The following is a 14,080-nucleotide window of genomic DNA, read 5'->3' as shown; positions in this document are numbered from 1 at the left end:
ATTACCGGCAACGCAACGCATGTCACGATAGCCCGCTGATGACTGTGTTCCGCTGCGCCGTGAGCGTCCGTTCAATTCCGTGCAGGGCCGCCGCACTTCCGGCATCGATCGCCAGCGCCTCATGGAAACTTGTCGATGCTTCATCGGGTCGTTCGAGCATGAGATAGACGTCGGCAAGTGCGCAATGGGCGGTTACGCGGCGCGGATCGAGTGCAACTGCGTGTTTCAGGCTGATTTCGGCGCCCTGCGAATTGCCGCGTGCGGCGCATGCGCGGCCAAGCGCTTCGTAGAATTCCGAAGATTGCTGCTGATTGATCTTCGTCGCTGCCAGGAAATGCAGCATGGCGTTGTCGAGATCGCCAAGTTCGCACAATGCCAGTGCATATTGCGCGTGCAGTGTGTCACTGGCGGGGGCGAGTTCCAGCGCCTTGCGGTAGTGCTGATGAAGCTGGCGCTTCACCATATCGGCATGCATGCCGCTTGCCTGCTCATCACGGCCAAGCTTCCGCAGCGCATTTGCGTATACCGCGTGAGCGTCGACGCTCGTTGGCGCAAGTTCGATTGCCTTGCGGTATTGAGCAACCGCTTGTTCCGTCCTGTGCGTCGCGATCAGCACGTCGGCGAGCGCGATGCGCGCCGGCGCCAGATTGGGCGCCGCCGTCACCGCGGTCTGCAACAGCGTGTACGCGCGCTCATGATGGCCGAAGCCGAGCTCGATCGCACCGAGATTGCACAGCGTGTTGACGTGTCCGTGGTCGAGGGAAAGGACATGCTCGAATAGCTTCGCCGCGCGCTCCAGTTTTCCTGCACGATGCTGGCGGCACGCCTCGACGAACAGGGCATCGCATATCAGCGCGTCGCCCTCGTCATGGGGCACCGTCATCTTGAGCGCGGAGCTCGTGATCGGGTCCGCGATCGGTTTCGCCGGCAACTCAGACCCGGCCCCGGCGAGGGACCTGAGTTCGCAGTTCAACCGTCCGATCACTTCAGCCCAATCGCCCGGTCTTGTTTGCCGGAATAGCCGGGCTTGTGGATACCACGGGGTATCGTTGCGATCCCGGAGCCAACGCCAATCGCCGCCATTGGCGAGCAGGATCCAGACCGGCTTGCCCATCGCACCGGCCAGATGCGCGATGGCACTGTCGATCGAGATGACGAGGTCGAGATTGCCGATGATCGCGGCCGCATCGGCGAAGGACGCCGCGTCGATCTGCGCGCCGGTATCGAGGATGCGATCGTCGAAGTCGGCGAGCTGCTCACGCCCGCGGCCGATCTGCAGGCTGACAAATCGCGCGCCCGGACAGTCGAGCAAGGGGCGCAGCAGATCGAGCCGGATCGAGCGGCGCGGATCATTGAGATGGCCGGGATTGCCTTGCCACACCAAGCCGACAGATATGCCGTGGCCGGAGTTGCGGCCGAGGCGCTCGCGCCATCGCGTGACCAGATCCGGATCGGGGGTGACATAGGGAGTAGCCGCCGGAACCGTGTCGATCTGGGTATCGAAGATCAGCGGCAAGGACAGCAGCGGCAGGTGGACGTCGAATGCCGGCGCCGCGGTCGCGTCGCTGACGACAGCATCGACGCCGGCGACGGTTTGCATCAACGACAGCAGGACTGCCGGCGTTCGCAGGATCACGCGGCCGCCCCGCGCTTTCACCATCGGCGCGTAGCGCACGAACTGGAGGGTGTCGCCAAAGCCTTGCTCGGATTGCAGCAGGATGGTCCTGCCCGCAAGATCTTCACCCTGCCAGCGTGGCCGGTCGGTCGAGATCAGATGCCTGTTGACACGCGGATCCGACAGCCGCCCCTCATATTCCGCCCAGGCCGCCGACCAGTTGCCGACGCCGAACAGGCAGACCGCAAGCACGGTGCGCAGTTCTGTGCGGGTGGGGTATCGTTCCAGCGCGTCGTGCAACAACGCGATGCCCGCGTCGTGCCGGTTGGTGTCGCTGAGCAGCCATCCGAAATCGACGATCGCATCGACATAATCGGGGGAGCTCGCGATCAGGTCGCGGAATACGTCGTCGGCGAAATCGCTCAGCTCGAGCATCGCCAGCGCGCGGGCGAGGCCGAGCTGCGCCGCCGCATTGTCCGGCCGCAGCGTCAGCGCGGCGGTGTAGGCGGCCAGCGCCTGCGGGTACTGGCGGCTCTTCAGCAGCAGAACGCCGAGATTGCCATGCGCCTCGCCGTCGGCGGGATTGAGCCTGACCGCTTCCTCGATAAGCTCCAGCGCGCGCTCGTCCTCGTCCCGCTGCAGCGCGATCACGCCGCGGATATGCAGGACGTGTGACCGCACTTCGGGTTCCTGCTCCATGGTCTCGAGCAGCAGATCGGCGCTGTCCAGCTGGCCGTCACGAAACAGCGCGACGGCGCGGTCCATGACAGTCTGGATGAATTCCGCGCGCCGCTCGGACGAAGCCTGATTGAGCATCGCCAGCCCTGCACGCATCGTCTGCGCTTCGCTGAACCCTGCTTTCGACATCGACGCACCCTTTGACTGTCGACCTGCGTGTCCTTCGCGATACTGCGGAGGACCGCACCTTTGTCCGCTTCGCCTGCGATTGCGGCTAGGTCGCCGCGTTCGAGCGGGCCTCGCACCACTCCGCCCAGAGTTTCATCAATTCGCGGGAGAGATTGTCGGCGAAACGCGGGGCGTCGCAGAGCGGCGAGGCGGCTACGCGGTCGCGCAGGGTGCGGCGCAACTCGGCGAGCTCATCGCGCCGGCGCGTCCAGCCAATTGCCATCGCGACGTAGTCGTCGATGCTGTCGGCGCAAAAGCTACCCAGCCCCGCTGCGGTGAGGTGGGCCGCCGAGTGACGGCCGGCGAAGGTGTCGCCGACGAAAGTCACGGTCGGAACGCCCATCCACATCGCCTCGAGCGTCGTGACGCCCGCAGAATAGGGAAATGGATCGAGCGCGATATCGACCTCGCCATAGGCCACCAGCAGCTTGTCCTGCTCGGTTTCGCCGACCAATTCGACCCGATCGCGCGGAACGCCGCCCTGGCCGAGCACGTTGTAGACCGCGTCGCGCGTGCTGGTCTCGCCGAGGCCGCCATAGACCATCAGGATGCGCGAGTCCGGCACCTGCGCGAGAATGCGCGCCCAGGCCTTGCCGAGCTCGCTGTTGAGTTTGGCCGGGCGATTGAAGCAGCCAAAAGTGAAGCGACCGCCGCTCAAGCTTGGCAGCGGCGGCACCTCAGGGGCTTTCGCCGGCGGGTGATAACAGACATAGCAGTCGGGCAGCCGGACCGGGCGCTCGATGTAACTCGCGTCATGCTCCGGCGGAATCTCCACCGGATCGGCGATCAGGCCGTCATAGGTATCGAGCCCGACCGTGCCGACATAGCCGGCCCAGCTGAGCTGGATCGGCGCCGCGCGCATTGCGAACAGCGAAAGGCGGTTGCCTGCGGTGTGGCCGGCGAGATCGAACAGGACGTCGATACGGTCCTCGGCAATCTGCCGTCCCAGCGCCGGGTCGTCCATCCCGGATACGTCGCGCCAGGAGAGCGAGATCTCCTTGTAGCGTTCGCTGAAGTCGTCGTCTTGCCGCTTGCTGTCGGTCTTGTAGCAGAAGATCTCGTAGCCGAGTGCGGCGAGCGCCTCGAAGGCGCGCAGGACGAGGAACGAGACGGCGTGGCGATGCAGGTCCGCCGACACCAGGCCGAGCCGCGGCTTGCGCGCCGGATCCGGCGCGTTGGCGAATGTAAGACGACTGAGCGGCGCGCTCGGCCGGTAGAGCACCGCCCATCGCTTGTGCTCGCGCAGCAGCTCGTTGCGGGTCACGCCTGGTTTGTGCTGAAGTGCGAACAGCAGGGTTCCGGCGATACCGGCGCTACCGGGATCGAGCTCGCCTGCGCGCCGATAGGCTGCGACGGCCTCCTCGATGCGACCCTGTCCGAGCAATCCGAAGCCGCGGCCGACATGATGCTCCGCCTGCAGCGGATCGATTGCGAGCGCGCGATCGACATAGGCGAGCCCGCGCTCGAACGCGCGATGATTGATCAGGAAGTGACCATAGAGATATTGCGGCAGCGCGACGGTCGGCGCGCTCTCGGCGGCGATCTCGAACAACCGCGCCGCCTGCTGGTCGCGCGCGGCGATGCCGAAGTTCATGCCGAGTTCGATGATCGCCTTGTAATTGTCGCTGTCGATCGTCGAGGCGGCGCGGAGATCGTCGACCGCCTTGTCGAACTGTCCGTCCATCACATAGGCGAGGCCGCGCGTACGGTAGGCTTCGCCATACCCGGCATCGAGCTCGATCGCCTTGTCGAGTGCCGCGAGCGCCTCGCTGCGCCGGTTCTCGGTCAGGAGCGCGAGACCGAGACTGTATTGCGCGAGCGGCATGTTCGACAGCAGGCGCAGCCCATCCTGGAGATAGGGAATGCCGTCCCGGGTGCGTCCGGTGCGGGCAAGGCAGGTGCCGATCTCGGCAAGCGCCGGCGCATGCGTCGGTGTCACCCTGAGTTCCGCGGCGAATGCCTCGCGCGCGTCATCGAAACGATCGAACCGGCACAGCGCAACGCCCTTGCAATAGTTGAAGCCGGACTGGTCGGGCGCGAGCCGCGCGGCTTCGTTGAATGCGCGCAGTGCCTGGCGCCAGCGATCCTGTCGCGCGTGCGCCACGCCCTCTTGATGCAGAGCTTGCGCCCGCTTCAGGTCGGTTGATGGATAATTAGTCAGCGGGCGCGCCAAAATTGCATGGCCGCCATGCCCCACACGAATCGCAAGACGTCCGCTCGAGTTGTCTTCCATGTGGGAGGCCTCGCTTGAATGAAAGCCCGCGGAGATTGCTCTGTAGAGAGTATTCGATCAGACGGCGAGCCATCGGACGAGGAGTCCATAGAGCATCCGATGTGGTATTGCCAAGATGTTTTTCGGATGCTCATCGAAAATAATCCCTGCGCTAAGCCGATCGCCGAATTGTCTATCAGACGTGAAGTCAATCATCGGCGACGGAGACATGACGTCGACGGAAGAGATACTTTCTCAATCGTAGATTTGTTCCATCAAATCTTGATTGGGTGGCAAAATAAACTTCTTCTTGTTTGAAGATTACTTTGCGCTCTGATGACGACGCGATGACGATGTGCCGGTGGTGATCAACCCCACAGGAACAGCGCAATGAAAATGCAATCGTCCAGATACATGCTCGGCACCGCCTCGGTGCTCGCCTTGCTCGCGTCCTCGACCATCACGCCCGCGAACGCGCAGGCCTCCACCGCCACGGCCGGCATCTACGCGGGCGGCAGCACGCTCGCCTCGGAAGCCTTCCGGCAGATCTTCGACTGTTACATGGGCGGCATCGTCGGCTCCGGCACGACCTATCCCGACGGCTTCGCGTTCGATTCCAGCTTCCCGGCCCGCGGCAAACTGCCGACCACCTGCACGCTGGTGAGCGTGCCGGTGCAAGGCATGTATGCCGGTGTCGGCAGCGGCAACGGCGTCCGCGGCTTCATCACCAACAATCCGCAGCAGTGGTACAACGGCACGGTCACGCCGAACGCGTCGGCCAACATTTCGATCGCCACGCCGCTGCCCGCGAACCAGCCCGCGATGATCGACCTCGCCAATCCGGGAAGCCCGGCGACCAAGTTCGGCAGCTATCCCTATCCGCGCGTCGATATCGGCCTGTCGGACTCGCCGCTCGGCAGCACCCTGGCGGCGCTCACGACGTCGTCCGTCAGCTTCAACCCGACGCAGGCCTGGACCACCACCGGCGGCGCGCTGACCCAGATCACGCTGAACAGCACCTCGACGGCGTCGGTCGCCTACAACACCACGGTCTACGGCAATCCGATCCAGATCCCGGCTTTCGAGGTCAACGTCGCGATCGGCGTCAACACCAGCACGATGACGGTGAACTCGTCAGTCGCGGGCGCGGGCACCACGCCCGGCACCCAGGCCAACCAGGGCGCCGCCATCCAGCTCAGCACGGCGCAGATGTGCGCGATCTTCACCGGCCTCGTGACCGACTGGAACAACACGACCCCCAACAACATCCCGTATCTCGACAAGACCGGCGCGCAGCAGCTCGCCGCTTTCGACTACACTAACCCCAACAGCTCGGGCACGGCGCAGGCTTACTCGACTTCGTCGCTGCCGATCAGGATCGTGTATCGCGGCGATGGCAGCGGCACGAGCTTCATTCTGACCAACTATCTCAAGGCGGTCTGCCCGCTCCTTGACACGCCGACCGGTACCTACGGCTACAAGTCGATCTTCAACACCACGACCCTGCCGAGCACCTCCTTCACCAACCTGATCGCCCGTATCGACGCCGTCCGCGGCGCCGGTCCGTGGTCGGTCACCACGACGGTCACGACCAATGCGTGGATCAGCGCAACCGGAAGCGGCGGTGTGGCATCCGCGATCAGCACCGATAGCAGCAAGGCGGGCCGCATCGGATACGTCAGTGCCGACTTCACCCAGCCCTACACCACCCAGGTTGGGACCATCGCCGCGCCGCGTTCGGCGGCTCTGCAGAACGAGCAGCTGCGCGGTGCCGGCACCTATATCCCGAACAACGGGGGATCGACGACGCTGGCGTTCATTGCACCGACGCCGGATGGTGCCGCCGCCGCGTGGGGTGACACCAGGCTCAAGACGCCGTCCACGACCTGGACCTGGAACGACTACAACATCTACGCCAACGTGTTCGGCGCCGTCACCCAGTCCGGCGTGACCGTGACGGGCCTGCCGGTGCTGCCGCTCACGAACAGGCTGAACGCCTATCCGCTCAGCGGCACGACGTTCCTCGATCTGTATAGCTGCTACAACGTCCAGGCCGACGCCAACCGCGTGACTAACCTCGTCGGCTCTACCAGCTCAGTCGGCTTCCTGATGTGGTACATCGCTGGTGCCGACTCGACCGATCCGAACTTCGATCCGGACGTCTCCGCGGTGATCGAAAATGCCGGCTTCCATCCCGTGCCGGCCAGCTACGCGAAGAACATCAAGAGCCAGTACTGGGGTACGCGGACGACCGCCATCAGCGCCGCGGCCGCCACTCAGGCAAACGGCTGCTTGAATGTCGCCAACGGAGCCAGCGGCGGCGCCAAGTAAGCCGACGCATTGCGGACGGCGCAATTCCGATTGCGCCGCACCGAGATCGCGACACGCACGCGACACGGCCGGGCGCCTCAATCGAGGCGCCCGGAATTATTCCGAGCGCGTCGACAGGACCCATCAAGGCTCTCTGCCTTGCAGCTCATTGGACGAACCGCGATGTCGAAGCACAACTCCATCCTTACTTCCGGGCGTATCGAGCGAGACACGACGCGGCAGAGCGAGCGGGGATTCACGCTTGTCGAGATGCTGGTTGTCATCGCCATCATCGGCTTGATCATGGGATTGGTCGGCCCACGCGTGCTGAGTTACCTGAGTGAATCGAAGGTCAAGGCCGCCAAGATCCAGATGCGGAGCTTTGCGAGCGCGCTCGACCTGCTCCAGCTCGATACCGGCCGTTACCCGTCGACTGCGGAGGGGCTCACGGCGCTGGTGCAGCGGACGTCAGGCGCGGCCAACTGGAACGGTCCTTACCTCAAGGGCGGTATGGTTCCAAATGACCCATGGAGCCATCCTTATATCTATCGGGCGCCCGGCGAACATGACGCCTACGATATCCTCTCTTATGGCTCCGATGGCCAGGAGGGAGGCAGCGGGACTGCCGGAGACATCTCGTTGGAGAAGCTGACCAGCGCCGCCAGCAACGAGCAATGACGTTGCCTGCGATCACGCGTGAACCTCGTGAGCGAGGGCATCGTGACTGTTCGCGATCGGGCGGCCGAGAAGCGGGCGTAGTCTGGTCTCGATGCACGCCATATCGGCGCGCTCGACGAACTCTTCCGCGGAAACCGCCTTACCTCTTCTGCCAGGGCAATGCGCGTTGGACCGGCTTGCCCGCGGCCTCGCGCGCGCGCTGATCGGCCCCTTGCGATCTCGTCGTTCCGTCTTCCGGTTGATGATCGAGCCCGGCAAGCCAACGATCGTCAGGCGACGTTGGGGGCGGGGCGTGGCGTCCTGGCCGATCGGTCATGATGGCGCCCATGGCGCGCAGATCATCGGGCGTCAGCCACGCGATCTCGTGGGCGTGCGTCGCCAGCATCTGTCCGATGATGCGCGGCGGCACGCCGAATCCGCTTGCGATGCGTGCCATGGCAATCGTCGCCTCTTCAGTTTGCGCAGTCTCGTGGCCGAATTTATCGGACACGCCGTGGACGCCGATCGCGGCCTCATAGCTTGCGAATTTCTCGTTTCCCGCCGCGAACACGATGAAGCAGGCCGACGCGCAGCGCGATCCGGCCGCGACGATGGTCGGCAGCTTCGCCCTGCGGATCAGGCCGGCGAGCTTGACCGCCTCGGCGAGGCTGCCGCCCGGTGAATCGAGCCGTACGGCCGAGATCAGGCGGTTGCCGTCATTGGCTGCCTTGATCAGTGTTTCCGCAGTCTCCGTGTCGCCTTGGGCGACGTCGCCGCTGAGCGCGATGATGGTGACATCGCCCTTGAGAGTCACGCTGCTCAGCTCGGCGGCGGTCGCGGCCGTGCTGAAGATGGCCGCTCCCAGGACCCGCAGCATGGATGACGCCATCGCCATCGGCGGCCTCGGTCTCATTTGCGCGCGACGGACGGAGGTGCCACGCCCGGCGCATCGAAGGTCGACGGTGCGCGCCGCATGCTGTCGAGGCGCTCGCGGAATTCCTCGGCAACCACCTGGGCGTCGTGGCCGTTGCGCACCAGCTTCGTCGTGACGAACACGATGATCTCGGAGCGAAGCTTAGTGTCGCTCTTCTGGCTGAGCAGGTCGCCGAGATATTTGATCTGGTTGAGGCCCGGCAGTCCGGCGACCGAACGCTCGTCGTCCTCCTTGATGAGACCGCCGAGCAGCACGGTCTGGCCGCTGCTGGTGCCGACCGTCGAGTGGATCCGCCGCTGCGAGATGGTCGGCGTCAGGTTCTGGGCGCTCGCGCCGCCCGGATTGACGACGTTGGAGACCTCCTGCTCGATCTCGAGCTCGATCGATCCGTTCGGATGCACATGCGGCAGCACCTTCAGGATGATGCCGGTGTTCTGCCGGCTGATGCTGCTCACCACATTGAGGCCGGTGACGGTGCTGCCGGTCGAGATCGGCACCTGGTCACCGACCTCGAGGATCGCCGGCTCGTTGTCGGAGACCACGAGCGACGGAGCCGACAGCACCTTGACGGTGGTCAGGGTGGACAGCGCGTTGAGCACCAGCTTGGGGTTGGCCTCGGCACCGAGCAGCAGGTTGAAGCCGGGCAGCACGCGTGCGAGCAGGGCGGTCTGGGCGGCGGATTGCGCGGCGCCGAACAGGCCGACCGATCCCTTGTCGGGGCCGGCGCCGGCGTTGGCGCTGGTCAGATAAGCCTGCACGCCATACTGCAGCTGGTCGGTGAGCGTGACCTCGGCGACCATGGCATCGACGGCAACTTGCAGCCGCGGCCGATCCAGTGACTCGATCGCCCGCTCGATCACGAGGTAATCTTCCTGGTTGGAATAGACCATGATCGCGTTGGTCGATTTGTCGGCGGTGACACGAACATTCTGAAATATGCCGCGCGGAAGCGAGCCCGGCCCGGTCCCGCCGCCGCCCGGTCCCGCAATATCCTGATCGTCGTCCTTGCGATCGGAGAATCCGACCTGGGCCGCGCCGCTGCGATTGGCGGTGCCGGAATTGTCGGTGCCGCCCTGCGTGGTCGTCGCCGGATTGTTGCTGCTGCTCAGCGTGCCGGCACCGAGCGAGTCGATACGTGATGTCGTTCCGCTCTGACCGGGCGCGGTCGGACTGGTCTGGCCGTCACCGGCCGATTGCGAGCTGCGGCCGACGAACATCTCGTTGAGGATGCGGGCAATGCTGCGCGCGTTGCCGAAGCGCAGGCTGTAGACCCGCACCGTCGTGCCGGTGGGATCGGAGCGGTCCAGTCGCCGCACCCATTGGGTGGCACGTTCCAGCACCTTGCTGTTCTTGCTCACCGCCAGCACCGCGTTCATGCGCGATACCGGCTGAAACTTGATCACGCCTTGTCCCTGTCCGCCGTCGGCGGTGTCGAACACTTTCTCGAGCTCGCGGATCATGGTCTCGGGCGCGGTCGACTTCAGCGGATAGAGCCCGACTGATTGATTGCGCAGCCACTCCACATCGAGCGTACCGATGACGCCGAGCGCCGCCTGACGCTCGGAGGCGGTGCCCTGGATCAACAGCACGTTGCGAGCCTGATCGACGCGCACGGCGCCGGGTCGCGACAGGAAGCTTTCCGCGGTCTTGCCGATCGCGGCGGCAGAGACAAAGCGCAATGGTACGATCGAGACGCCATAGCCGGGCTGTCCGGCGCCGACGACCGAGACGCCGGCGCCAGCGGCCTCCGGCAGCGGCACGATGCGGACCAGATTGTCTTCGCGCAGCAGCGCCGCGTTCGACATTCGCAGCACGCTCTCGAAGATCGGCAACACGTCCTTGCGCGGAATCCGCTGCGCGGAGGCCAGCGTGATCGTGCCCTGCACCCGCGGGTCGACGACGTAGTTCATTCCGAGGCTGTCACCGACAACGGATTTCACCACAGTTGGAATATCGGCATTGTCAAAGTTCAGCTCGATGCCGCCGCCCTCGCTGACGACGTCGCTGTCGACGGCGTTAGCCAACCGGGTCGTCGCATTTGTGGCGGCGTCGCGGTGCGTCGGTGCCGGCGCGAGATCCTGATCGGCGCCGGGAAACACCATCGGCTGCGTGCGCGCGGATGCCGTTGCGGCGGAGGAGGTCCCGCCGACCGGGCCGTTCCAGCGCGCGCGCAAGTCGGCATCGCGGATCGGATCGGTAACCAGGTCGCGGCCAGGCAAGTCGATGCCCTTGTCCATCATGCAGCCGCCGAGCAGGCCGGCGAGCGCAAGCCAGGTGCCGGTCACGGCGCCAACCGACGCCATGCGCGGGAGGCGGAACGGCGGGAGACGTTGCTCGACTGGTCCCTCTTGTCCGCCTCGCGGGGATGCCGCGGTGTCACCGGCAGATCGGTTGTCAATGCGCATCGCTTGCTGCCTTCCAGGGACGATCGGCAGGAGCCAGGCTGCTGCCGGCAAGATCCTCGACCTCGTTGACCAGCGCCTCGGCGCGACCGATCAGTGCGCGGGCGTAAGACGGATTGATCGGCCGATGCCCGAAAGCCGCGCCATCGAGTTGCGTGTTGATCTCGCGCGTCAGGCCGCCCCGCCTCACGGTGATCGCGCCGATCGTGTCGAGATAGCGCTGATAGCCGACGTCGCCGCCCTTGATGGCCTGGGTTGCAAGGGCAAGGCCGTTGCGTCCGAGTTGGCCGAGCGGATCGTTGATCGTCTTGGCGGCGCGCGCCAGATCCATATAGGTCTCGCGATCGTTTGCGAGCTCCGCTGGCAGCGCGTTCGCTTCGAGCGCATCCACAAGCACGACGCCGTCGTGGATGTAGCGGTCGGTCAGGCCCAGCAATGCCAGCAAGGTGGGCCGCAGGTCCGCGTGGTGCGAGAGGATGTCCGGTGTCTCGCCACGATGAGCGATGCCTGGCCCAGCCATGCCGAACCAGCTGCCGCCGAGAATTTGCGCGATGTCGCCGCGCACCCACGCCGTGTCGGGATTGACCGCAATGCAGGCTGGCGGCTGTGCGCAGTCGGCGCGGCTGGCGGCCGTCCGGATGACGTAATCGGGATCGGCGAACATCAGGACATGCGGTGTGCGCGCGGGGCTTGCCGTGACCATGTGCATGAGCTGCATCTGGGCGCGGTCCGCGACCATCGATGTCAGGCGATCGCCCTTGCCGGTGATCGGGTTGACGACGCCAAGCTTGCCGACATCCTGCGCGAGCGTGCGCGTCAGCGGATCGGTGGATAGCGGATTGCCGCGGATGTAGAACGGCGGCGTGTTGCCGGCTTGAACATCGAACGCCGTGACGTTGCGCCGTTCGGTCGCGAGCAAGCGATCGATGGCGATGCCGATCGCGCCGGTCGGCCCGTAGCTGCACGGCACCGCAAGGCCGTCGCACGCCGGCGGGCTGGGTGGGCCGCCGACAAAGCGGTCGTTGCCCGTGGGCACCACGACGAACAGCGTGTTACGCGTCGAGATCCCGCTTGCGGCGAGCCGGTCGATAAAGGCCTTGAAGGCCGCATCGTCAGCCGCGAGCCTTGCGACATGGTCGCGTTCGCCGGGGCCGAGGGCGCGCCGGCGCGCGGGGGCCGGCCGGTGCGCATTGCCGATTCCGACATAGACCACCGGGACGCCGGCCTCCAGCATCGCCGCGGCATAGCCGAGCGATTGGGCGGCCGTTGTCTCCGACGCACCGGGAAAGCCGGGGTGGCCTGCGTCGTCGTCGATAACATCGCCGCCAAGATCCTTGACCGGGCCGTCCGGCGAGATCGCCGGCTGCACATTGCGGTTGCCGAACAACGCGCTGAAGCCGACGTAGCCGCCAGGTTCATCGGGCAACAGATCGGGACGCGCATTGGTATTGCTGCACAATGCACTGCCGCGGGCGCAATGGATGGCGATGCCGAGGAGGTCGGCGCGCGCCTTGAGTGGATCGCCGCCAGCAGCGCGCACGTCGGAGGCGCCGAGCGTGGCCGCGACCTCGGGGCCGATCTCCTGCAGCGTCAGACCAGTCGTTGCGAACGCGCCGACGTCGCAGCCGGCTGATGTGAACGGCACCCATGGCGCGGGCACGGTCTTGCCGGTGTCGGCCAGCATCAGCGGCTTGCCGTCGCTGCTATTCGTGGTCCAGTAGGCGAAGGCGCTAGCATAGCCAACGCTGCCGTCGCTGCGGAACGCAGCGCTGTTGTCGCCGATCGGCACGCCCATGCGGTCGCCATGCAAACCGGTCAGGATCGTGAGCGTATCCGTGGCCGTCTCGGCCAGCGGCGAGGTCTGGTGATTGCTTCCGATGATTCCGCCGCGCGTGATGAAATCGCGCAAATGCGGCATCTGCTCGAGGTCCGACGGAACGTTCGGGTTGTCGCGGCGCAGGTGAACGTTGTCGAGCTCGATCTGCACGACGCGCTTGATCACGCCGCCGCGCGAGCGCAGCTCGCACGCTGCGAGCGCCTGTCCGGCTCCAGTGCTGCACGTCACAATGCAATCCAGCGCCAGGAACAGGGCGCCGAGCAGCAGCGGCGTGAGGCCGGCACGGATGCGACTCGAACGCATGACGCTACGTCTTTGATACCGGTGTTTCGTCTCGACGATCTTGATGTCGATGGAAGCCGCAGCGTCGGCTGGATGCCGCCTGCTGCACGTCTTGAGTGTGTGCGGCTTGGATGACGCCGTCGTTACAGCAGCTCTCGCGCGACGCGCATGGCGACAATGCCCGGCTGTGATTCACCTTCACAGATTTGACGCATACACGCTGCGATGCGCGACACCTTGCGCGCCGCGTGCAACGAGAAGGCTTGCAACATGCACGCTGCTGGCGCAGGTTGATAGTTGCACGCGCGGATGACGATCCGTCGACGCTGGTGCACGTAGACAAGTACGCACGCAAGTACACGCGGCAAATGGGCAGCCGACAGATGTCGATCGCATTGCAATCGTTGATGGTCGCTGTGCTTTGTCTTTGCGCGTCGTTTGCGCGCGCAGCGGAATCTCCTGCGGGTGGCGAGGTCGTCGCCGACAATCCGGTGGAGCTCCAGCCGCTGCAACAGCTGAGTGCGACCAGGGACAAGCCGCTGTTCTCGGCCGCGCGGCGGCCGCCAGCGAAGCCGGTCGCACCGGTGGCACGGCAGGAACCGCCGCCACCGCCACCGCCGCCGCCGAGCGTGGTGGTGCTCGGCATCGTCAGCGAGAACGGCGATGGCCACGCCGCGATCCGGGCGGCGAGCAAAGGCGATAAGGTGCTGCGCGTCCGCACGGGTGACGACGTGAGCGGCTGGAAGGTCGAGCGGATCGAGCCGCGCCGGCTTGTGCTCAAACAGGGGGAGCGCTCGGTGGACTTCGCCCTGTTCACCGGTGCGGCGAAGCCTCCGAAGCCTGCCGAGCGGCCGATCCGGCAGACCAAGACCGCAGCGCCAACCAATTGACGCGCCGCTATTTTTGGCCGGCTCGGCGAATGCGC

At 65.5% G+C, this 14,080-nt stretch carries 8 protein-coding genes; 3 read left to right on the top strand and 5 right to left on the bottom strand.

The annotated features are described in order from the left end of the window. Positions 1-22: 22 nt before the first annotated feature. Positions 23-2,482: a tetratricopeptide repeat protein gene (locus AAFG07_RS30475; RefSeq protein WP_342723452.1), complete on the bottom strand. Its 2,460-nt coding sequence runs from the start codon at positions 2,480-2,482 to the stop codon at positions 23-25. An 85-nt stretch (positions 2,483-2,567) separates the two neighbouring features. Beyond that, positions 2,568-4,625: a tetratricopeptide repeat protein gene (locus AAFG07_RS30470; protein WP_342723451.1), complete on the bottom strand. Its 2,058-nt coding sequence runs from the start codon at positions 4,623-4,625 to the stop codon at positions 2,568-2,570. A gap of 498 nt (positions 4,626-5,123) precedes the next feature. Here AAFG07_RS30470 and AAFG07_RS30465 point away from each other — a divergent pair, with 498 nt between their 5' ends. Continuing rightward, complete coding sequence (locus AAFG07_RS30465) at positions 5,124-7,064, top strand: substrate-binding domain-containing protein (RefSeq protein ID WP_342723450.1); 1,941 nt, start codon at positions 5,124-5,126, stop codon at positions 7,062-7,064. A gap of 162 nt (positions 7,065-7,226) precedes the next feature. Beyond that, on the top strand, positions 7,227-7,721 hold the full coding sequence (gspG, locus tag AAFG07_RS30460) for a type II secretion system major pseudopilin GspG (protein WP_342723449.1): 495 nt from the start codon (positions 7,227-7,229) through the stop codon (positions 7,719-7,721). 139 nt (positions 7,722-7,860) lie between these two features. Here gspG and AAFG07_RS30455 read toward each other — a convergent pair whose 3' ends face one another. The 3 genes from AAFG07_RS30455 to AAFG07_RS30445 form a co-directional block, all read right to left on the bottom strand. Next, on the bottom strand, positions 7,861-8,577 hold the full coding sequence (locus AAFG07_RS30455) for a hypothetical protein (protein ID WP_342723447.1): 717 nt from the start codon (positions 8,575-8,577) through the stop codon (positions 7,861-7,863). A gap of 32 nt (positions 8,578-8,609) precedes the next feature. Then, positions 8,610-10,937, bottom strand: coding sequence for a type II secretion system secretin GspD (gene gspD, locus AAFG07_RS30450; protein ID WP_342723446.1), 2,328 nt, complete (start codon positions 10,935-10,937; stop codon positions 8,610-8,612). Positions 10,938-11,028: 91 nt separating this feature from the next. Further along, the gene (locus AAFG07_RS30445) at positions 11,029-13,176 is read right to left on the bottom strand and encodes a hypothetical protein (protein WP_342723445.1); all 2,148 of its coding nucleotides are present in this window, start codon (positions 13,174-13,176) and stop codon (positions 11,029-11,031) included. 362 nt (positions 13,177-13,538) lie between these two features. Between AAFG07_RS30445 and AAFG07_RS30440 the strand changes: the two genes are divergently transcribed. After that, positions 13,539-14,045: a hypothetical protein gene (locus AAFG07_RS30440; RefSeq protein ID WP_342723444.1), complete on the top strand. Its 507-nt coding sequence runs from the start codon at positions 13,539-13,541 to the stop codon at positions 14,043-14,045. The last annotated feature ends 35 nt before the right edge of the window (positions 14,046-14,080 follow it).

Origin of the sequence: Bradyrhizobium sp. B097, assembly GCF_038957035.1 — a bacterium.
Lineage (GTDB): Bacteria > Pseudomonadota > Alphaproteobacteria > Rhizobiales > Xanthobacteraceae > Bradyrhizobium.
Note: the sequence above shows the minus strand (reverse complement) of the source record. Positions and strands in the feature narration are given on the sequence as shown.